At 40.0% G+C, this 22,737-nt stretch carries 13 protein-coding genes; all 13 read right to left on the reverse strand.

Annotated features, from left to right (window positions below):
• Window positions 1-6: 6 nt before the first annotated feature.
• Window positions 7-1,419 (reverse strand): family 43 glycosylhydrolase, encoded by a 1,413-nt coding sequence (locus tag SOM16_RS19100; RefSeq protein ID WP_320465597.1) that lies wholly within the window; start codon window positions 1,417-1,419, stop codon window positions 7-9.
• 52 nt (window positions 1,420-1,471) lie between these two features.
• Window positions 1,472-3,079 carry a family 43 glycosylhydrolase gene (locus SOM16_RS19105; RefSeq protein ID WP_320465598.1) on the reverse strand — a complete coding sequence of 536 codons (1,608 nt, stop codon included), beginning with the start codon at window positions 3,077-3,079 and terminating at the stop codon, window positions 1,472-1,474.
• A complete protein-coding gene (locus SOM16_RS19110; protein WP_320465599.1) occupies window positions 3,076-4,743 on the reverse strand; it encodes a GH39 family glycosyl hydrolase in 1,668 nt (555 codons plus the stop codon). The genes SOM16_RS19105 and SOM16_RS19110 overlap by 4 nt, the downstream gene beginning before the upstream one ends.
• Window positions 4,744-4,777: 34 nt before the next feature.
• Window positions 4,778-7,741, reverse strand: coding sequence for a glycoside hydrolase family 2 protein (locus SOM16_RS19115; protein WP_320465600.1), 2,964 nt, complete (start codon window positions 7,739-7,741; stop codon window positions 4,778-4,780).
• Between the two features lie 369 nt (window positions 7,742-8,110).
• Window positions 8,111-10,078 carry a RagB/SusD family nutrient uptake outer membrane protein gene (locus SOM16_RS19120; RefSeq protein WP_320465601.1) on the reverse strand — a complete coding sequence of 656 codons (1,968 nt, stop codon included), beginning with the start codon at window positions 10,076-10,078 and terminating at the stop codon, window positions 8,111-8,113.
• A 69-nt stretch (window positions 10,079-10,147) separates the two neighbouring features.
• Window positions 10,148-13,315, reverse strand: coding sequence for a SusC/RagA family TonB-linked outer membrane protein (locus SOM16_RS19125; protein WP_320465602.1), 3,168 nt, complete (start codon window positions 13,313-13,315; stop codon window positions 10,148-10,150).
• Between the two features lie 758 nt (window positions 13,316-14,073).
• Complete coding sequence (locus SOM16_RS19130) at window positions 14,074-15,573, reverse strand: acyl-CoA dehydrogenase family protein (RefSeq protein ID WP_320465603.1); 1,500 nt, start codon at window positions 15,571-15,573, stop codon at window positions 14,074-14,076.
• A 312-nt stretch (window positions 15,574-15,885) separates the two neighbouring features.
• Complete coding sequence (locus SOM16_RS19135; protein ID WP_320465604.1) at window positions 15,886-16,707, reverse strand: MOSC domain-containing protein; 822 nt, start codon at window positions 16,705-16,707, stop codon at window positions 15,886-15,888.
• Window positions 16,708-16,832: 125 nt separating this feature from the next.
• Window positions 16,833-17,588 carry a class I SAM-dependent methyltransferase gene (locus SOM16_RS19140; protein WP_320465605.1) on the reverse strand — a complete coding sequence of 252 codons (756 nt, stop codon included), beginning with the start codon at window positions 17,586-17,588 and terminating at the stop codon, window positions 16,833-16,835.
• A gap of 218 nt (window positions 17,589-17,806) precedes the next feature.
• Window positions 17,807-19,282 (reverse strand): TolC family protein, encoded by a 1,476-nt coding sequence (locus SOM16_RS19145; RefSeq protein WP_320465606.1) that lies wholly within the window; start codon window positions 19,280-19,282, stop codon window positions 17,807-17,809.
• 14 nt (window positions 19,283-19,296) lie between these two features.
• Window positions 19,297-20,688 carry an HlyD family secretion protein gene (locus SOM16_RS19150; RefSeq protein ID WP_320465607.1) on the reverse strand — a complete coding sequence of 464 codons (1,392 nt, stop codon included), beginning with the start codon at window positions 20,686-20,688 and terminating at the stop codon, window positions 19,297-19,299.
• The gene (locus SOM16_RS19155) at window positions 20,654-21,658 is read right to left on the reverse strand and encodes an ABC transporter transmembrane domain-containing protein (protein WP_320465608.1); all 1,005 of its coding nucleotides are present in this window, start codon (window positions 21,656-21,658) and stop codon (window positions 20,654-20,656) included. The genes SOM16_RS19150 and SOM16_RS19155 overlap by 35 nt, the downstream gene beginning before the upstream one ends.
• A gap of 168 nt (window positions 21,659-21,826) precedes the next feature.
• Window positions 21,827-22,228: a hypothetical protein gene (locus SOM16_RS19160; RefSeq protein WP_320465609.1), complete on the reverse strand. Its 402-nt coding sequence runs from the start codon at window positions 22,226-22,228 to the stop codon at window positions 21,827-21,829.
• Between the last annotated feature and the right edge of the window lie 509 nt (window positions 22,229-22,737).

Here is a 22,737-nt window from a genome sequence, read left to right on the forward strand (position 1 = left end):
TCAATATTATTCTTTGATCATCAGTTTTGAAATGGTGATATTATTGGCAGTACTGCCGTAACTTATTTTCTTTTTGTCCGTCCAGTTGGGTCTTTCCCCGGCAGTAGAAATTGTTAATTTGTATTTGGCTTTTGGCAAAACCGGACTTAAAAAAACGATTCGCGCTGCAGGAACTTTCGAATACATATCAATCAGGTTTTTAACCACCACCTTTCCGTTTTTATCTGTGAGGATGATGTTCGCGTAACCATTATCTGGAAGTACAACCGTTTGCAGGCCGATTTGTGTGCCACTAAAGGTAAAACTACAAGATGCATTCTCAGCTTTCGACCGACTTACCGGGAGAGCTTCTACTACTGATCTAGCCCAGTCTCCAATGTATTGAATCCGTTTGTCATCATGCTCAATTGTCTGATAAATACTGTTTTTTTCAACAGTCAGGCCAGTTTTAAGATCAATATTCCAGGCATCCAGATAGCTTGGAAGTGAGATTGAATCACCATAAAATTTAATAGGTTGCCAAACGTAAGTTGCGGCAGATAGCTGGCGTGGATAAGACCATCTATCGCCCATAAACAGATAGGTAGTATCTTTACTTCCAGCGATTTTTAATACAAAAGTGCTTTGTGAATTCCAGGTGAGCTGATCTTTAGGCGCAATTAAGCCACGGGCAATCCAGGGTCCTGAAAGTGACGTCGAAGTGTAATAATAGTTGTCGTTTTTCTCCCAGGAGGTCAAATGCGACCCGATAAAATAATAAGTGTTACCTTTTCTAAAAAGTGCGGGCGATTCAAAGCCTGAAGCAATTTGTTTGTTGGTCTCCGCAACAATTGATTTATAATCATCACTCAACTGATGAATTACGCCGCCATGCGTAAGCAGGTATCCTTTACCATCATCATCCTGAAAAGTACCCATATCCCATTTTTTGATCGGCTTCCCGTTAAAAAGTAATGCACCTTGAAATTGATAGGGTCCTGTTATGTTTTTGGAAACTGCATAGCCTACAAACTGGTCCTTGTAACCAAGCGTATCTACATGCATGTACATGATGAATTCACCAGTTTTTGAATTCTTCATCACCTTCGGCCTTTCGCCAATGCGATTTGGTCCGAGTTTACCGCTGGACTGAACGGGCAGGGCAATTTTTTCGAACTTCCAGTTATACAGGTCTTTGGAGGAATAGCAATTAAATCCAACGAAAGCATTACTGGTATCAGTATGGGCTTCACCAAAGAGGTAAAAGAGATTCTTTTCCTGAATAATGTTGGCACCATGCGCACTTACTACCTTCCCGTACTGATCGTACCAGGGCAGGCCGGAATAGATCGCATCTGTTTTACCGGGCTGTTGCGCGTATGATTGTTGGTAATAGAGTGCAAAGACAACGATTAATACTATTATGTTTGCGATCTTCACCCCGGGAGATTTATAATAAGTCATTCAATGTAATTACTATTCATTTCAAATTTTACTGTTTTATTTTCACCAGGGATACATCATCAACCAGACAAAATGAACTAGCCTTTCCACTGGCACTAAACCCAATTTCAACCTTTCCTCCTTTAACGGCAATATTGGTCGAGATCGTTTCCCATTCCGTATTTTCATCTGTGATGGAATATTTTTCCTGCTTATTTGCACTCACAGCATACATCGCCAGTTGGCTAAAACCTTTACTATTTTTTACCTTCGCAGTTAACTTATAAGTGCCATCTGGCAAAACGACGTAAGGAGAGGAAGAAATTACCTGAGAAACCTTTCGTTCAAAATCAATCCGGTCACTGATATTTAAACTTTTCTCTCCAACCACTACCTTTCTTTCCGGCTGGGTATTAAAATGATTTAAATCTGGTGAGGTTGCGCTGTCTAAACTTACCAGATTACCTTTTACGATTTCTGTATCCCAACCCGTTAGTGCAGTTTGTACGGGTTTAACCACACTTGGAATCCGCTTACGGTCAGCTTCAAAACTACCGTTCTTAACGTAATTATTGTCTTTTGCAACCTTCCATTCGCCAGTTTTCTCATTTAAAATCCATGAGTGAAGCGAATTGAAATAAGGGGTTGACCCATCAAAAGATAGGGGACACCACTGATTATAACCTAATCCATTTCCTGCGAAATCAGCCCAGCGATCGCCACAGTAAATCACTGTTTCTGTTGCTGATCCTTTTACATTGACAAAAAAGCCAGTTTGCGAAACGTGTGCATAATCAGCCTCGCTGCCTTTAGTTACCAGCATCTTGTTTGTTGGGAGGTAGGGGCCACGTATATCATCAGCTACTAAATAATAGGCCAGTGAGCCATCCCAGCCGTAAATGTTGGAAGCGTACATGTAATATTTACCCTGGTATTTGAACATGCAATTTCCCTCCCGGCTTTCGCCTTGAAAAATCTGCTGGCAATCCAAAAGGTTCACCTTCCCATCTTTTACACCAATTTCAGAAATATAGATTTTGTTGCGTCCACGGCCATAAGAATAAATCAGGTAAGACTTGCCGGTGTCTTCATCGGTAAATACAGTTTGGTCGCCTGTGTTCGAAGTGCCGATTAAAGGTTCCATATTAATGTGCTGATGAGTAGTAAAAGGGCCAGTAGGTAAATCAGAAATGGCAATTAATACCTCTTTGCCATGCTGAACAAACATGGAATATTTATGTAGTTCTTTTACGTAAGCCACTCCTAATCGGCCAACCCATGTTTTCATCGTCTTATTGGTTTCACTTTTAGTGAGTACATCACCCTCGGTTTCCCAATTAGTGAGGTCGGTAGAACTGTAACAGGTTACCGATTCGAAAGTGGCATTCTGCTGTGTAACCGATGGATCATTTCGGTAAAGATCAGCCTCCGCATAATGTACACCATACCAATAATACTTTTTAACACCCGATTTTGGGTCTTTAAATTTAAAAATGCCGCCACCCTGGCTATTAATAGGTTGGCCATCTTTCGTTTTCCAAAAGGAATCGTTTTCAATAACTTGCGAAAGTGCTGTATTTGTTATGCCGAAAAATAGGGATAACAATAGTATGGTAATGGCTCTGGTGTAAATAAAATTCATTAAAATCATTTTCATTTAATACTCAATAAGGAAATGCCTTGTCTGGGTAGCAAGAATTTAAAAGGACCGCTAGCAGTGTTGTATTTTACCGGTTTTCCGATTGTTTTCAATTCACTTGATTTGGACAGCGTTAAAATTTGTGCGGCTGTTGGTTGTTGTGGAGCGCCCATTTTTTTCCACATTTCATAAGAATTACTGTGCACATCATCAATGCGGTAGTGCGTTACCACCACTTGTTTCTTAATTAAGCCTTTAAAGTTTACCAATACAGAATCTACAGTTCCCTTTTTATCTTCATCATGATAATTCCAAACCAGAACAGAGGCAGATTGCGGATCGTTTGTAGCCAGTACACCCATATCTGCAGTAGCCTTTCTGATGCTTGAATCGAGTACCGTTTTTAATGGATACATCTGATTACTGGTGGCTTCAACCCGATTGCCTTTCATCATACCTAACATCTTAAATACATTAAAAACTGGTTTGTTGATTCCGTTGGTGGCAAGGTCTCTGAATCCAGCAAACCACGGCTGGTTTTCAAACTCGAACGACCAGCTTACAGCGCCTAAGAGATTTATTTTATATAGATCTGTCAATTCGTAAAGTCTTGCAAAAGATGCAGCAGTATAACTTGAATACATGGTGCCATTTCTGTAGGCATTTTCAGGATTGGTAGACATGCCACAGGCGGCACAACCTTCGGGATCAAACTCACCGATAATCACCGGAATATTTTTAAGTTGCGGATATTTACTGATCACTTTATAGTTCGATTCTACATTCCGGAGTTCGGTGCGGATGCTCATAACCACCACATTGTTAATCACTTTAGGTGAGCCCTTTGCATGAAACAATACCGCATCTAAAGGAGATCCAATTTTGCCGGTAGCATAATTGGTATCAGCAAGGCAGTGTTTAATAAATGCATCGAGGTAGTTGCTTCCGCCTCCGGTTACATTTGCACCACCAATTTTTGCCGTTGGCAAGGCTCTCTTCAATCCATCGGCGGCGTAATCGTACAATTTGAAAAACTCCGCCTGCGTACCCTTCCAGTAGGCCCCGTCAGCTTCATTCCAAACTTCCCAATACCAGCTTTCCACTTCTTTTTGTCCGTACCTGTCTACGCAATGTTTTACCCATTCGTATACCAGGTTGCCCCATTTTTGATAGTCTTTTGGTGGATAGGCCCAGCCAGTTAAAATTTCTTCATAACGTGTACCCGGTTTCCATTTGTGCTGGTAAGGTTGCGGCTTGATGGATAAGGCTTCGGGCATAAAACCTATTTGTGCCAGGGGTTTCATACCTCGTTTTACATAGGTGTCAAAAATCCGGTCAACGATGGTCCAGTTATAAACCGGATTCCCATGGGCATCTTCGGTGTAGGCATTTGTTGATCCCCATTTCAGTGCCGGGGTTCCATCACCCGAAGTTAACAAGTTATGTGCCCGTACATAAACCGGAACCGGACTTATTTTCGAAAGGTCGGTTAATAATTTCTGCCCATCCTTCATGTACGTATAATTTGGTTCATCATAACCAAACCAAGCCCAGATGGGTTTCATCTCACCAATTTTGCGATCAAAGTTGACCTCGACAGCTGCTTTATTTTGAGCATAACTACTATTGAGCAGTCCGAAGCAGAGCAACACTACGGCAGGAAGTTTGATGTATTTTTTCATAGTAGAGATGAATAGGGTTGAGGTTGCTACGCTTTTATTTTGATTCGTAAATTTCAGCTTCAATAATGCTTAAACCACCTTTAGATTTTGTCTCGGCTCTTTCAATGCCATCATCCAGCTTTTTGCCATTTACTTCTACACCAATTTTTTTACTTTCAGCGGTGGCCTCGCCCGAATTTAGCAATTGTACAGTTACCGTTTTTCCTTTAGTGGGTTTACAGATCGCCGTAAAGTAACCGAGGCTGGGAACGGTATTGCCTTTAAATACTTCTTTACCATCTACCAGGATCCGGATCGGGTAGATTTTGGTCCTGAAACCGTTCACCTTTAATGCTACTTCAGTAATCGTACTCGTTTTTTCAAGCTCATATTTAATCCACGCAGTGTTGATGTTTCCGTCATTAACCCAGTCGCTCAATTCATTATCATCGTAGCTAAATCTGGTTTTGTCGCTGTTTGCACCTGCAGTGGCGCCCACAATTTTTATTGCTTTTCTGCTTACCTGGTAGGTCTGTTCAACAGGGGTTTCACCTCTTTTCAGGTTTGATTTTAAACCATCTGCCGGAAGCTGGACAGATAATCCATCCTGAACTTGAATCGGTAAGGTCTCTAAAACAATTGCAGCTGTCTTCAAGCCATCCGCCTTTGCGGTGAGGTTAATTTTTCCGGCAGCGGTTGTGGAACGGATTAAAACGCGGTTTACACCACCTTCCACTAGTAACTGTTTAGCTAAAATATAGTTATCTGGCCCCTGCGCAATTCCGCCACGCCATTCAGCCGGACCGTCAAGTTCGAAATTGATCATGTTTAAAGCGATTGGGCAACGGTTACCTGCAGCGTCAACTACCTCAACTTCTACCAGCGCCAGGTCGGCACCGTCTGCCTTGAAGCCAGTTGGATTTAGTATTTTAGTCAGTTTTAAAGCCACTGGTTCACCCGAAGTTTTAATCTGGATCTCCGCCAGTTTTCTGTTTTTGGAGTCGTAAGAAATCGCTTTTAACGTTCCTGATTGATAACTCACATTTTTGAATGTATAAAGAAATCCTTCGCTTTTATTCCCAAAACCAAGAGATTTTCCATTTATAAATAACTGCGTTTTATCGCCAGAGGCTACTACATAAACATTTTTCTTCGTATCAGCTTTATAGTTCCAATGCCCGATGATGTGGATGCCTGTTTTTTTAGCATCAACCCAACCATCCCAAATTACCTGATGCGCAAAAAAAGCATCTTTAGGGATTCTCATCGGATCTACTTCTCCGCTTCGGCGGTAGTTTTCTTCTCCACGATAATGGGTATTTGAATCAGAAAAGATAATATTCACCCCGCCTGAGCTCACCCGGGTTCCGGTTCCGGGTCTTTCTTTATAATATTCGTTCCACCGGATTACGCTTTCGATAGCATGCGTATCCTGATTGCGGTTGTAAATGCTGGCATCTGCACCTTTATAAAGTGGTCCGGCGCCATCTTTATGAAAGGGTGGAGAAAATTCATCCCAGTATTTTCTCAAGCCTTCATCACGAGCATATTCCATACTCCAGAGCGGTTTGGTTGCACTTTTATTGATGTATAACATTTCACCACCGTATTCTGCAGCCGGAATATCCAGCATTTCTCTTGATCCAATTGCCCTGCCGCCATGCGGATCGAACTGATCCCTGATGGCTTTCATTTCTTCCATATGTGCAGCGCTGATGGATTCGTTGCCACACTCGTAGAACAGGATACTGGGGTTGTTCCTGTTGTAAATGATAGCATCCATCATCACAGATTTTCGTTGATCCCAGCGTACACCTGTTACATCTTTCTCTGCATCTCCCGCAGGCATGGCCTGGATTAAGCCCACCCGGTCGCAAGATTCTACATCCTGTTTCCAAGGTGCAATATGCATCCATCTTACTAAATTCGCATTGCTTTCTACCATTAAACCATTGCTGTAATCACTTAGCCAGGCTGGTACAGATAAACCAATGGCAGGCCACTCGTTACTGGTGCGTTGAGCATAGCCTTTCATCATTAATACCCGATCGTTCAGATAGACCATCCCGTTTTTGAACTCGCCCTTTCTGAAACCCGTTTTTGTATTTAATTCATCAATGGTATTTCCATTTATCTGCAGGCGAGAGGTTACGGTATACAAATAGCCATAACCCCAGCTCCAGAAATGAAGTCCATTTACCAATGATTCTGCTTTGAGCGTTGTTATGGTGCCAGCTTCAATATTTTGCGTTGCGGAACCAAATGTTTTAATTATTTTCCCTTCAGCATCTTTAATTTCTACTTCGTATTTAACATTTTGAGCTGAGGAAGTTTCATTTTTTACCTCCGATTCAGCTACGATGACGGCGCTTTTACCTGTAATGTCAAAGTTTTTGGCGTAGATATAATTGCCTTTGGTATTTAAAATAGCATGAAGTGGCAAAGTTTGATAAAGTTTCGCGGTGACATGCAAACGCACATTTTTTGAAATTCCGCCATAATTTGCATTAAAGTTTTTATCGCTCCATTGATAGCCAGAGTTGGTGGCCTTTTCTCTATAGTTCCAGGCATTATCAATTCTCACTGCTAAAACATTGTCTTTATTGGGGTCGATTAAATCGCTGATGTCGAAACCAAATGATGTAACGCCATTTTCATGCCGGCCGATAAATTTACCATTGAGGTAAAATTCTCCGGCCTGCCTGATCCCTTCAAATTCTAAAAATATTTTTTTGTCTTTCCCATCTGCAACTCTGAAATGTTTGCGGTACCAGGCGATCCCGGTAGATAGCTGTTCGATTGATTTTTTGAAAGCTTCGTCTTCATTCCAGGCATGGGGTAAGGTAATCGATTTCCATTTAGAATCATCAAAATCAACGGTTTCTGCACTTTGCTCATCTCCGACATATAATTTCCATCCCGGATTAAAATTATATGTTTTCCGAACCGGGCTATTGGTTTGAGCATGCATGTAGCCAGTTGTTAGGCTTAAAGACAACAATAAGAAAAATTTGAGCATTTTCATTTAGCGGATGGATTAGCGTGCAGTATTTTAGCGTGATTAATATTGATGTGATCTGAATATGGGTAGCTAAACCTATTGATAAGCATAAAAAAATAAGCTTAAAAAAATATCAGATCAGCCGGTTTCGCCAACGGACAAAAAACGGAAGCAGTGAAAGATATTTGGCTAGCTACTAATACGATTTTACCGTTAATAAAGCGGTAAACCATCCTGTTCCATCCTGCAAAATGTGCCATAGATCTGTTACAAATGGATTTAGTAGCAATTCAATCGTTTGAAAAAATGAAAACTGGAAACGGTCTTTAAAACGAAAAGCGCAATTGGCCTCGAACCAATTGCGCTTTGAATGAAAATTACTTGAATCTACCAGTTTGGATTTTGCATAGCCTGTTTTTGTGCAGGTGATAAAGCCGCACCGTTTATTTTAATTACATCTAAAAAAGATTGTGGTATCGGTCTTAAATAATGTTTGTTTTCCTGCGGTTTAGCCTCCCCATTAAAAGCTGACGTTCTTGCTATTAATGTTTTTGTCCGGGCAAGATCTTCCCATCTTTGAAGTTCGCCCATTAACTCCCTTGAACGCTCATTCAGGATGAAAGCCGTAAATTTATCCGCTTGAGAAACTGCGCCAATTCTATCATAAAATTCTTTGTTTGAATTAAAGATATCAGCTTCGCTGTTTAAGTGCATTGGCGTTAAGGTGTTTGTACTGCTCACCGGAATATTGTTCGATTCGAAATAAGTGTTTCTATCTGAATAGGAAACATTAGCATTAGTTACCGCCGGATTGGTTCTGTAAGAAATACCGCCATCAACATACGAAGAACGATCTTCCCCATCTTTATAAGCTGCACGATCGCGAACCCTGTTTAAATAGGCAATTGCCTGACCATATAAGCCTTGTCTTCCGGCAGCTTCAGCAGCAATCAGATAAGTCTCACCCAATCTTGCCAAAATCCCATCACGTTGACCAAATTGTGAAGCCACTAAATTTCTGGAACCATCCATAAACTTAGATAAAGCTACATACTGACTCACGCCATAATTTCCATGGGCATTTAAATAGCTTTGCGGCTGGCCAGAAAAATACCTGACAAACATACTTGGCGCCCGTAGGGCAATGTTCGTGCTGGTATAACGGGTATCGCCAGCATCATTTACGATGTAAAGAATTGATTCCTGACCAACAGTAAATTTCGGTTGATTTACCTGAGCAGGAGTTGGGGCATTAGCAGCTGTCCATCTAGGTAAGTTAGCGGCATTGTTTGCAATATACCGCGTTTTAAAACTTTTCCAGAAGCGCGAATCGTTTACACGGTCATAAACATCAATTGCATAGTCTGTAGTTTTCAATCTTTGGAATTCACGTCCGCCTGCAATATCCCGAACCATACCCGGAAGGGTTTGATAAACAGATGGATAATACAAGTGAACCTGATTTCCGTAACGGCCTTGTGTGGCGGTGTTGTTAGAGAACTGTGCTGATAAGATGACTTCTCTGTTGTTTTCGTTCGGTCCATCTACCGTAGTAAAATTCCAAAGGTCACTATAATTGGTGGCTAAAGTATGCGCACCACTATTGATGACAAGATCAGCGTATCTCACTGCATTCTGAAGATCTGCAGTTTTGGTATCACTATTCCAGTCGTTATAAAGTTCGCTTGCACGGAATAAGTAAGCTTTGGCTAAAAAGTGAGCAGCAGCCCATTTGGTAATTCTACCAGGTTGACTAGGAGTAGCAGGGAGTAGATCATAAGCCTGTGTAAAATCTTTAATTACCTGATCGTAAACTTCTTTAGCCGAATTTCTGGTAAAGTCTTCTTTAATTACTTCTAAAGATTCAAGCTGAAGGGGAACCCCACCATATTGCTTCACTAACTTAAAGTAATCAAAAGCACGCATAAAATAACCTTCACCTAAACGGGCATTTTTATCTGCACCTTCATAGTAGACGGGTACATTTTTGATTAGAATGTTTGCCGAGTTAATATTAGTATACATGTTGTCGAAAATTGCTCGAACATCACTATTAAATGAGTTTAGGGTTCCGTCGTAAGAGTTCCACATTTGCTCTGTTCTATCACCACCAACGGTAAATTCATCAACACCATAATTGGTGCTGGTATAAGCCCAGGTATAATTAAAATGGAATTTTAGAGTTTGATACATCCCCACCGCCAGGTCATTTAGGCCAAGTGTGGTCGTGAAATCAGATGTATTGCGGGAATTGATCACTTCTTCATCAAGGAAGCTTTTTTTACAGGAAGTAGGTAACACCATTAAACCGCCCAGTAATGCTACGCCTGATATTAAATTTATAATTTTTTTCATCTCAATATTTTGTTTGAACTGCTTAACGTATTTAAATTGAATGATAAATACCTCAAGTTCAGTTTAATTTTAGAAACTTGCGTTAATTCCAAATACAATACCTCTGTTAAAAGTGGAAGTAAGTAAATCCGGGTCGATCCATTTAACTTTTGAATAGATCAAGCCTGGGTTAATTGCTTGTGCATAAACCCTTAACCTCGATAGTGTTAATTTCTTTGCCACATTCTCTGCAAAATTATAACCCAGTGAAATGTTTCTGATTTTGATAAAAGATCCATCCTGGTAGTTCATAGAACTTTTATACTGATCACCAGCTGCACTACCATAATTTGGCCTTGGATAATCATTGGTTGGGTTTGTAGGGGTCCAATAATCTAACACACGTTGTGCAAAGCGACCTTGTAATGCTTCTGCACCAGTTTCGATCAAGAAGTTATATCTTGCTACGATAAAGATGGATAAATCGAAATTTTTGTAGCCGAAAGTGTTGGTTAATCCACCAGTCCAGCTTGGATTATATTGGCCTATTACCTTACGGTCATTATTGGCGTCAATTCTATAGTCGCCATTCAAATCTCTAACTTTGATATCTCCAGCCCTGAAGTTGTTGCCATTAGCTTTAAATTTCTCAATTTCAGCTAAGTCCGCAGGTGTGTTTTGCCAGATTCCATCTTTTACAAAATCGTAAGCAACGCCATTTCTTTGCCCAATAAAAAAACGGTTTGTAACCATATCGCCACCGTTAAGTTTAACAATTTCATCTTTACTGGTTGAGAAATTCAAGGTAGATTCCCAGGTAAAATCTTTTGTTTTAACATTAACTGTATTTAAAGTCAAGTCTAAACCTCTATTTTTTGTTTCGCCGATGTTATCGTAAGATGTTGGGTAGCCGTTTATGATAGGAATGTCCTTAAGCAAAATTAAATCGGTAGTGTTAGATTTATAAATATCTAAGGAACCACTGATTCTTCCTGCCAATAAGCTAAAATCAATACCTAAGTTGTATTGTAGTGTTTTTTCCCAGCTTAATAATTTATTCGGGAATGAAATTGGATTCGCCAGAGAAGCATCAGAAGCTACATAGCCAACTTGTGCAGCGCTACCGAAGGTATAGGTAAGTGGTTGTAAGAGTCCCAGTGTACTACCAATATCTACAGATGAATTTCCTGTACTACCAACGCCTAACCTTGCTTTAAGTGAATTTACCCACTTTATGTCTTTCATAAAGTCTTCCTGGTCTATTCGCCACGCAAAAGCAGCGGATGGGAAAAAATCCCACTTATTACCAGCAGCTAATTGTGAGGCACCATCCCAACGGCCGGAAGCCGTTAGCAAGTACTTATTATTAAAGCTATAATTTACCCTCGCCATATAGGAGTTTAACGTAGATTCTCTTAGGCTTGTGTCAAAGGCATCTAGTGCAGTAATATTTGCGCCTCCTAATCCGTACCACAGTGGTGCAGCCAAGTTGATTCTGCTTCCCCTCATGGATGAGGATTCATTCCTGAAAGAGGAAGAACTTTGCAATAGGGTTACTCCGAAATTATGTTTGCCGAGCGTTTTATCATAGTATAATAAATGGTCAAGGGTATAAGCAAATCTATTGTTTTGATCCAATTGTGCAAAGTTGTTGTTAGATCCTGGTACACCAGCGTCGCGATTTACAGAACGCGCATCCTGATACCTTCCATTATAAAAGTTAGAAAAATCAGGACCGAAATTAATGCGGTATTTTAATCCTTTAAGTAAGTTAACCTCTGCGAATGCGGAGCCCAAAGTTCTTAAGGTTTTGCGCAAGTTGATGTTGTAATCTGCTTCAAGGACTGGATTCTGGATGTTGATATCTCCCCCAGGCAAGTTAATTCTATTACCATTTGCATCAAATGGGATAGCTAAAGGGAGCATGCCACGTGCAGCAGCATAAATGTTGCCGGCACCAGATGCACTTGCCGCCTGGAAACCATAATTCTGTAAGCCATAGGTTGCCGTTAAATTAAGACCCATTTTAAACCATTTTACCGGATTGAGTTCAACGCTTAATTTTCCACTGTATCTTTCAAAATCCTGACCCAACTGCGTTCCTGTTTGATTTAAATAACCAAATGATCCGTAAGCCTTGATTTTATCAGTACCGCCACTTACACTTAATACATGATCTTGGGTAAAGCCGGTTCTGGTGACTAAATCACCCCAGTCAGTGGTAGGTATTAAACTTCCGTCGTAAGTTCCACCAGCCCATGCTTTTTCTAGATTAGCGATCACATTCGGGTCTCCAGCGAAAATTGTTCTGTCTTGAGCCAAAGTGGGATTAGTAATAGAATAGGCGTCTCTTCTGAACTGAACATATTGTGCTGAGTTCATCATTTCCATTCGATCCTGTAGCGTTTCGATGGTTGCTGTACCTACATAGTCCATGGTTAACCTTCCGGCTTTACCTTTTTTAGTCGTTACCAAAACCACACCATTTGCACCACGTGAACCATAAATAGCAGTAGCTGATGCATCTTTTAGGATGTCGATGTTTTCAATGTCATTTGGATTAATGGCATCGATCCCGCCTGCCTGTAATGGAATCCCATCTACTACATATAAAGGAGCATTACTTGCACCTAAAGAGCGTACACCACGAATTAAAATACTTCCCAACTGTCCTGGGCGCTCGTTTGATGTAATATCAACACCAGCTGCCTTACCCTGAATGGCTTGCAAAGCGTTGGTTACTGGTCTCGATCTGATCTCTTCCGCACCCACACTTACCACAGACCCGGTTAAATCGCTTTTCTTTACCGTGTTGTAACCCACTACCACCACTTCTTCAAGATCGTTAATGGCGCTTTTGATTTGAACGGTAATATTCGCCCGTCCGTTTACCGCAACTTCCTGTGTGGTATAACCCACATAAGAAACCACTAAAACCGGGTTAGCTGTTCCGGTTGGAATGGTGATAGAAAAGGCACCGTTAGCATCTGTAGTGGTAACTATAGTTGTATTCTTTACTTTAACAATTACACCTACAAGCGTTTCGCCTTTATCATCGGTTATTTTTCCCTTTATAGTTTCATCAAAAGTATTTGATCGTTTTTTAATGAAAGGATGTTCGTTTTTGAACGGGAAGGCAGCGTTAACAGATGTGCTCGCCATCATCAATGAAAGGGCAGAGATTCCCATAATCAGGAACTTTTTACTGCCAGATGCATTTCGCCAATGAAGCGACTTGGAATGTAAATTAAAATACATAGGTTTTAATTATTGATTATAAATATTTAGTTAGTAAAATCAGAATCATTGCACCAGGCAAAATTCCAATATGGAAAAGATCAGCGGTTTTAAGCCAGTCTGGAAACGCAGACCTGATCAAGTCGGATTTCGGTGCTCTTAATTAGTAGCCATTTTTAAATTTGGTTTGTAAGTCAAACTGCTTTTAATGAGACATCTTTCTAATTGTAAATTATTTGTGATGAAGGAAGTCTCAGTCAATTTTGTGAAGTCTGAAAAGGTTTTGGTTTGATTATTTTAATTTTTTACGGCCAGTTAAAGCATCTTTAGCAGTAGTTGCCGTAATAATTAAGATTAAATAGCTGTTATCTGTATTTTTTTAGCGTGTTGAATATATTTGGTTAATTGCAGTTACGAGGTTAGGACTTTTATTTTACTAACCCATCCTGATCCATCCTGCATAGAAACCGCTGTATTATTCATTCATCAAACTAATATCTTGAAGTTGTAGGGTAAAAGCTAGCGGAAAGGAATGCTATCAGACTTAACAAACAGGTGATTGAAAAGCAGGAAGGTTGAACATACTGAATGCGCTATTTGATGAAACGAGCAGGAAATAGAACAGCTTTATTTAGATATTACAAATTAGCAAAATCGCTGAGGTGTTAAACTACCTAATGCCTTAATGTTTCGTCTGCTATACACGATTGGAAAATAATCGGTTTATTTTTTAACATTAAGGCATTAGGTAAAATGAAATACGGTTCAATTCTACTTGGTTAAGCGAAATCTAACCACAAGCTATCCATATGATAGTCACTTACTTCAATAACTGCATTGTTAAACCTAAGGGAAGTAATCAGGCTGGCAACTTCTTGCTGAAGCATGATGATGCAGTTGGCTACCAATTCTTTTCTGAAGCCTTTTTCACCAAGTTCGATTACATAACCTACACAGATAATCCGGGCTACAATTCTTCCCAGATCTACCATTTTTCTTTGCGACAGTTGTTCATCAGGGTTAAAAGAAAGTTCCTGTTTAAAATGATCAGTAGCCTTTGAGGTCAGTGGAAAATCTTTCAGGTATTGGTAAAGTTGCGGCTGTTTTTGCTTCTTCATGGCCTTAATAATCATTTCACCAATTTGGGCATAAAGCATCTCGTTTGATCCTTCAAAAATCTGAAAAGGACGGCTATCCATAATTCCCCTTCCGCCAATGTGCGTGGTACGGTAGCCCTTTGCACCCGATAGCTGGACAAGTAATTGTGCAGCTTCCTGCATGAAATCGGTGACGACGGTTTTCATGGTATTGGCTTCTAATCCTTCTGTTGCGAGATTATTTTCGATTCCGCTGATTGATGAACTCTTCGCACACATGGCCGAACAAATCGTATAGGCTGCCTGTAACCTGGAAATTTGAAACTTCACATTATCCATTCCCAATAAATTGCCTATGCCAACTTTTCTGTTGTTACACTGGTTGTAGGCTTCATCCAACATGCGCTTAATAAAGCCCATTCCCATGCCCGGAAACTGCATTCTGCTTCTGTGGAGGATATCCAGCATCATCTTAATTCCGGTAGTTTCTGGTTGAAGCTTATGGTTTTTCGGAACGTTTAAATCAAGTTGGTTAAGGCCATAAGGGATCAGGTATAAGCCTGCATTATCGTAATACTCTTCTACCGTTATTTTTTGATCAGGTTTTGTATCATCGCAAACAAAAAAATCAATATCTCTTGATAGGGAAGCATCATTACCTTCATTTCTGGTCGCAACAATCCAGTAATTGGCCATTCCGGTAAGTCCCTGCCAATGTTTAGTCCCTTTAATTTTATAACCTTCTTCGGTAGCCACATTGGTGGTTCGCATATTTAGCGCATCACTTCCGAAGTTAGGTTCCGTAATCATTAAACCACCCATATTTTGCTCATGCAAAAAACGGTCAAAAATCCCCTGCTTGATTTCCTCATTGCCATATTTGGCAACAGGTTCTAAAAACAAAGCAATGTTAATTCCGAAAGTTAAAGAGAGTGATAAAGATTCATAAGAAGCTGCAGAAAGAATGCCCAGGCATTCTTTAACCTTAGATCCTCTGCCACCAAAGGCCGAAGGAATGGCTACTGATAAAGGCACATGATCCATGATTTCTTTCAGCAATTCTGGCGGAAGGCCTCGTTGCAAGCTTAACTGATCAATATCATGTTTTTCTTGAAATAGATGTTTAAGGTTTTGTTCAAAGTTTTTTAAAAATTCAGGAAACTCTTGGTTAAAGTTATTCATTATTTATGCTTCGTTAAGCTTATTTATATTTTTGGTTCAAGGCTTCTTATTCCGCTATTAATCAAATTGATTTAGGCAATGTGGTAAATTTCTGTCGTCTTTCTACTATTTATTCAAAGCCTTAAACAGCAAGGCAGTAAATTAGTTTTACGTTTAGTGATTATCGCTCATCAAATAAAGATCGCACCAATCAAAATGAATTAATAATTCAATTTGATTGTTTTGATATTCCTCCTGCTTGGATAACGATCCAAAATTCGCGATAATTATTTAGAACCAATCTAAATAATTATCAACACTGTTTTTTATGGGTTAGTTAATTGTTTTCCAGTCTTGTATGTTGATTTCATCACCAACACTAAGTATTCCCGTACCCTGGTGAAGCAGATTTTGGCCAAACATAATCTTTTTATTCAGGGTTCTGTAAGTGGCTAATGTTCTTAAGGGCTCCTGACCTTTTATTCCAGTTTCCTGGTCTACAGTAATTAATACGCATCTGGCGCAAGGCTTTACAGCAGAAAATAGTATCTCTCCGATATTAAAGTTTTTGAAGCTGTCTTCAACATGTGCTACTCCACCAGAAAACACTAAATTTGGCCTGAAACGGTTCATGCTCACCGGCACATCTAATTTTTCATTTAAACCATTAAGAGAAGATTGTCCAATAATCAGACAGGGATAACCATCTGAAAAGCTTTTGGTTTCGCCATTTGCCGCATATTGTGGGTCGACCAGAATCTTTTCCTCATCAGACATCCGAACCAGTCTCACCTCAAAATCAAGGTAATCTGAAAACCAGCTGCTCACCTTTTTACTCACTTCCAACCCTAAAGCGGTGTCATCCCAAACGGTAACGGCTATGCTTTCACCCGTATCTTCATTAAGGTTAAAAGAAATTTGTAATTGTGTGTCTCCCTTATGGTTAACCAATAACCTATCCCCATGGATCTGCACCTGAAGCAAAGAAAGTTGGTGATGTTTACGTTGCGTAACGAATGTTCCTTCGTGATCAATCAACATCCACCGCCTGTCGTACTGAAGGCCTTTCTCTTCTAAAAATGCCTTTTCCAGCCTGATTCCACCAAGCGATTTAATTGGGTAAACATAAATGTCGGTTAGGTAAAAAGCATTCATCCGATAAATATACTAAAAAGTAGATTGCAAAGAATAATGTGCCAGTTTAACATAAAAATGTTGTTTTTGAAATAGCTCATGATGATCGAAACCCAAACACTATTGATGGCTGGATTCGAATTCTATTATTTAAATGAGGAGAAAAATAGTTTTGCATCATATTCCAGTTTTACGAAACCGTTTTGCTCATGCTCAGAAAAAATCTGATCGATTTCTGCGACCAGTTTTTCATAACCAGATTCTCCCTGAACAGGGGAGTAGCTCGATGACCTGAAATAACCCAAAAGTTCATCCTTATTTAGCAGGCGACTATGGTAAATTTCCTGGCGTACCGTAGCGGCTGGGCCGAGAAAAGTTTCTATCCGCGTATTTTCTAATTTTTCAACGTAGGGTTTTCGATCTGCATACTGATCTTTTAGTGCCTGATAAGCTTTTAAAAACTGACTTTTCTGCTGTAAAATATTCCAAACCAGAAGTACGTGTCCGCCAGGTTTTAAAATTCTCTTAAACTCTGTTTTAGTTTGTTCTAAATCAAACCAATGAAAAGACTGGGCAACAGTAATTAAATCAACACTGTGATCTGCTAAATTAGTTTGTTCGGCTGTTCCGGTTATATGATCAAGTTTTTCGTACTGATTTAAACGAATTTCAGCCTGGTTTCTCATTTGCTCGTTTGGCTCAACGGCCAGAACCCGGTAATCATTCTTTAACAACAACTCAGTAAAAATCCCTGTTCCAGACCCAATATCTGCAATTAATTTATCCTTATGTAAGCCAATATTTTGCTCCAGGTAAGTAATAATTGCTTCAGGATATCGTGGTCTGTATTTTTGATAGTCTTCCGAATGGTTCGAAAATCTTGATATAGGACTCTTGTTCATTTAATTTAATTTTTATGCACAGGGTAGGCGCAATTAATAATTATCGAATGCTATTTATTTAGCCAAACAAATCGAATATAAATGCCTATCGATAAAGTATACAAATAAACGGATAATATTAAATTTAAACCAAACTTGGTCAGGTCAGGGTATGGTCATTTAACGATAACCTAACAATTTTAACTTATCCTGTCACCTGCTGTCTGGTATTACAGCTATTAATTAAAACGGACGTTTTGCCTGGTTCCAGCCTTATAATACAGTTCTGCAAGTGTCTTCTGGTAGCCTGCAACCATACTTTCCTGTTTAATTTTCATATCAATCAACTTAGTTTCCCGGCTATTAATCAGAAACAAAGTGCTTTCCCCGAGGCTAAATTTTTGATTTTCTCCGGTAACTAAAATCTGCTGGTTTTCAATGCTCTTTATTTGAACAGCCAACTGCGCAGCATAAGCTGAAAGGTCATTGTATGATGCTGTAATATCATTTCTGATCGTTCTTCCGTATTGTTGAAGATCGAAGTTTAGTTCCTGTTGTTTAATTTTTACTTCTCTTAATTTCCCTCGTTCAGATCGTAGAAAAAGAGGTAAAGCAAACTCAATTCCTACCTTATAATTGCTCCAGTTAAAATCATAATAGCCTGGAATAACGCTGTTGAAATCAGTCCTGCTGGAAAGTAGGTTCCCCATTACATTTAGTTTCGGTTTGAGCAATTCTTGCCGATAACTTCGCTCTACAGCAAGCTGTGCCCCCTTAGTTCTCAATTTCACCAATTCCGGGTGTTGGTTAGCAGCCTGGCCAATTAACGTATCTAAAATTAGCGGATTTGGTTTCGCCTTAGCCAGATCTATGTTTTGAGGTACCGCATCGAAAGGTAATTCCAACGGGTTTCCATCTTCATTCCAAAGGTGGTTAGAAAGTACGAGTTGTGCATTTTGAAGCTCAATTTTCATTTTTTCCTTCTGAATAATTCTTTCCTGCACCGTAATATAGGCCTCAACAGAGTCTATGGCTGGCTTATCACCCATGATGGTTTGTCTGCTCAACGCTGTAAACCTGCGCTGGGCCAGTTCTAATCCCTCATTAATTAAGGCAAACTGTTTATGGGCATAATACCAGTTCCAGTAATCTTTTACTGCACCATACCACACGGCATTAATCTGCTTAAGCTGTTCTGCTTCTGCATATTCTACCATTATTTTTGCTTGGCGGAGGGTGTTTCTCCGGGCATCAATCAATAAACCTTGCCCTAGCGGGATACTCAAACCTACTGCCGACAAGCCTTGCGAATTGGTTCGGCTTTCTGGATTTACATAAGTCCCCACATTGCGGTCATAACCAATTTTTAAATCGGCACCAGCCAGCCAAAGCGGAATTTTTAATTCGCTGTTCCATTTGTTATAATATTCTGTATTTCCAAAAAGTTTCCGTGCAAAGCCTGCTTTAAGCTCGGGATCGAAGTACCCTAAAGATTGCAATACATTTGCCTTGGCTGATTCACTTAATAATGCAGACTGTTTAATCACCGGATGATACCTAAAAACCAACATTTGCAAATCTTCCAGTTCAAAAACTTTTGCAGTATCTGTTTCTTTTTTTAAAACTGACATATCCTGGCCACTTGCCAAATTCGTGATCATTGCAGAGAGCAACAGCATGGTAACGACAAAGAGCGCTTTAAAATCTTTTTTCATGATGGTTTCCACAATTATTTTTTATCCTTACTCACGCCCGCAGGCTCTTTTTCCAAACTTGGAGGGAAGCCATTTAGCTGTCGCCAGATCTCGTACCAAAGTGGCACCGATCTTAAAATAATGCGTCCGTAAACACCAGATCCCTGACGAAGTTGTATTGGCCAGGGCTCATCTTTTGCAGGTACGGGGTTAGTTTGACTAATTAAAAGGCGATACTTTCCGCCAGTACTGCTTACCCTGTCTATGGAGGAAACTTTTCCTGCAAAGGTTCCGACTGCTACCGATGGCCAGCCTGAGAATTGCACCGAAGGCCAGCCTTCAAATTGTAATCGAACATCGCTCGTATCTAAAATCAAAGGCACATCCATGGCACTTACATAAAGTTCTGCGGCCACCATTGGTGATTTGGGTTGCAGTGTAGCCACTGATTCACCTTCCTTGATATTTTCTCCGATCCCTGCCTTCATTGTCTTAACTACATAGCCGTCTTGGGGCGCCCGTACTACATACAGGCCGCGCCTGATGCTGATATTTGAAATATCATTCCGCAGTTTAGCAATATCGCCCTGCGCACTTGCTCTGCTCGAAATAGCCGAACTCATGTCAGACTGTGCTTTGGCCAGAGATTCCTGGTATTTCGCTCGGATATTATCCAGTTCGATACTCGAATTAAGCAAATTCTGCGTAGAGTTGCTCAGTTTGTTTTGCTGACTAATTACTTTGGCATTATCTTCCTGAAGTTTTAATCTTCGGGTTTCGATGTCAGTAAGCGAAAAGAGGCCGTTTTTATACCCCGTTTCATAACGCTCCAATCTGGTTTTGGTCGTTTCGTAAAACTTTTGAACGGCCAGAAGTTCTGCACTATCAATACTCACATAGTTCCTTGCCTGGCGTACCTTATTTTCTGCAGCCTTCATTTGGAAACGCAAACCATCACTTAGGGCCTTCATCTGGCCTTTAGTGGCATCAATTTTCTGCACGGCCGCACTTTCACTTCCACGTTTGGCATCCAGTTGTTCGTTTAATCGGGTAGGAAGTTCAGGGTCGAAATAGGATTGACTGGTTTCTGAAATGACCAGAATCGTATCACCTTTTTTAACCTCTTGTCCTTCGCGTACAGCCCAGTGTTCGATTCTTCCACCAATCTGGTTTTGAACGGTTTGCGGTCTGTCTTCCGGACGTAGCGCAGTTACCGTACCACGCCCAGGAATGGTTTGCCGGAACGGAAGGAAAAGTAAAATCGCAAAGAATATGATAATAAACAGCAAAACTCTGCCGAGCATTTTCGGTCCTTTCGCATTTAATATTTTACTATTTGCCTGAACTGATAATTCCTGCCAGTTTTGAATCTGCGCCTGGTGATTACTGATTTTACCCATTGCTAAAATCTCCTTCCTCCAATTCAAGATCAGTAACCACAGCAAGTTTTTCACTTCCGGTCACCATATCAAAAACGGTATTTAAATTGGTCATTAATTTTTCGATGGCATAACTAATTTGCACAATAATTACCTCTGCGGCAACGAATTGACCAAATGTCATTTGCCTTTCTACTACGAAATAAGAACCCAGTAGTAATAAAGAACCCATCAATATTGTACGCATAGCCACGGCACTGATGAAAAACCGCTTCAGTACAGAAAAGTGATCATTTCGCGCCTGAATATAATTGGCGGTAATTTCATCTGTACGATTGATAATTTGCCGTTGCTTTTCTTTGTTGTTTCTATAGGTATCCAAATCTGCTGCAATTTCTTCCAGGTACCCTGCAACCTCGTATTTATATTCAGATTCTTCGATACTGGTTTGTACGCCACGACGATAATACAAGATTAAAATTAAAATGATCGCAATTAAAACGAACATTCCAAAAACCATAAATACAGGGTGATAAAAAGACAGCAAAATTACACTGAAAAATATCTGAACGGCAGCTGCAACAATATCAACCAGTAACTTGGTAAGGCCTTTCTGGATGGTTAAAATGTCAAAAAAGCGGTTAATCAGTTCGGAAGGATTTTCGCCCTCCAATGCTTTCTTTTTAATCCGCGGTAAGCGAAAAGCAAATTCTATGGCTGTTTTTGCGAAAATCTTTTGTTCAATTACTTCAACTAAAGTAAGCTGACCGATTAATAATAGTCCGCCTACTACAATACCAACCAAGATAACAGCGATTAAAATATAGGTAGAACTGTACATGGCACCGTTAGATAACAGGTTGAAAACGGCACTGGTACCAAGGGGTAAAGAGAGGCCGATGAGGCCAATTAACATCGCATAAATGTAAATGTAATTGATGGTGCTGCGTTCGTAATAAAGCATGCGTACCAATCTTTGCCAGGGTGTGGGTACACCGGCAACGTGATGATTCTTCATTGTTATTTTTAACTTTTAGTGAAATATTAAAAATGCGGGTTGGAAAAACCAGCATAAAAAGGAGCGACAACTAATTTACTTCGACAACTGCGATCGGCATACTGCAGATCAATCCTGTCAATGCCTTTGTTAAAACACAGGCTTGGTAAATTAAAATTCTGTCTTCAATTAAGAAAATAGATCGGGGGGCGGCGTTGGTACACTCTTAGGTGGGTGTGCATCCATCTGGACATGATAGTGCTGAGCAGGAAGGGGAGAATGATTGATACAGAAGTAATGTGCTACATCAATTATCGATGATTCGTACAACATTAACTTCTTCTTGTTTTTATCAAGCGCCTCGTCTTCTTTATCTTTGTTTTCTTCTGCACTTTTTTCGATCGAAAATGCATCCGTTGAACTGGAAAAATACGAAATAGAAAAAGCACAAACCTTTAACGCCAATACACTCAAAAGTATTAGCGCAAAAATGCTTTTTAATAACTTATTTCTTAATCCTTCCATTATATCAGTTGCAAATATATAGTGTTTCCACACGCACAAATCGCCGTTAGCATAATTTTTGCTCATTAAAACGTCAAATTTGGCAGAATGCTATGCTGAGATTAGAAAAACTATTGTTGGTGTTAAAATAAGATTAGAATACTGGCAGATAGACGGAGATCGAGTACTTGCTATCGTCTTATGGTTAACTGGACTTCCCAATTTATTCGAGTAACGGATTTAAGGGATTCTAAACCTTGATTTATTCATAAGTTATTTATGTTTTTATAGGTATTTATGAACGCGCGGAAAAGCTAAATGTCTTTTACGCTTCGTGTTAAAAGGATCTTATTTTGTCCTGGCCGGACGGGCCTTTTTTCTTTTGACAGCAAAAGAAACAAAACTGCCGGCTCGCAATTTTTTTATCCAAGTCAGTAGATAGGCTAGGTCAGTGCCATCCCAAAAAATTGACCATGCCGGTCTAAGAGCAGAACGAAACAGTGGTTTGGCCTTATTGGGTAGTGATAGCGATCGCCATTCTTGTTATAAATCTAAGTCTACATCCTATTTTCTCCTCATGCTATTGCCACCCTGTT

The organism is Pedobacter sp. CFBP9032, from assembly GCF_034045265.1.
In the GTDB taxonomy this organism is placed as follows: Bacteria; Bacteroidota; Bacteroidia; order Sphingobacteriales; family Sphingobacteriaceae; genus Pedobacter.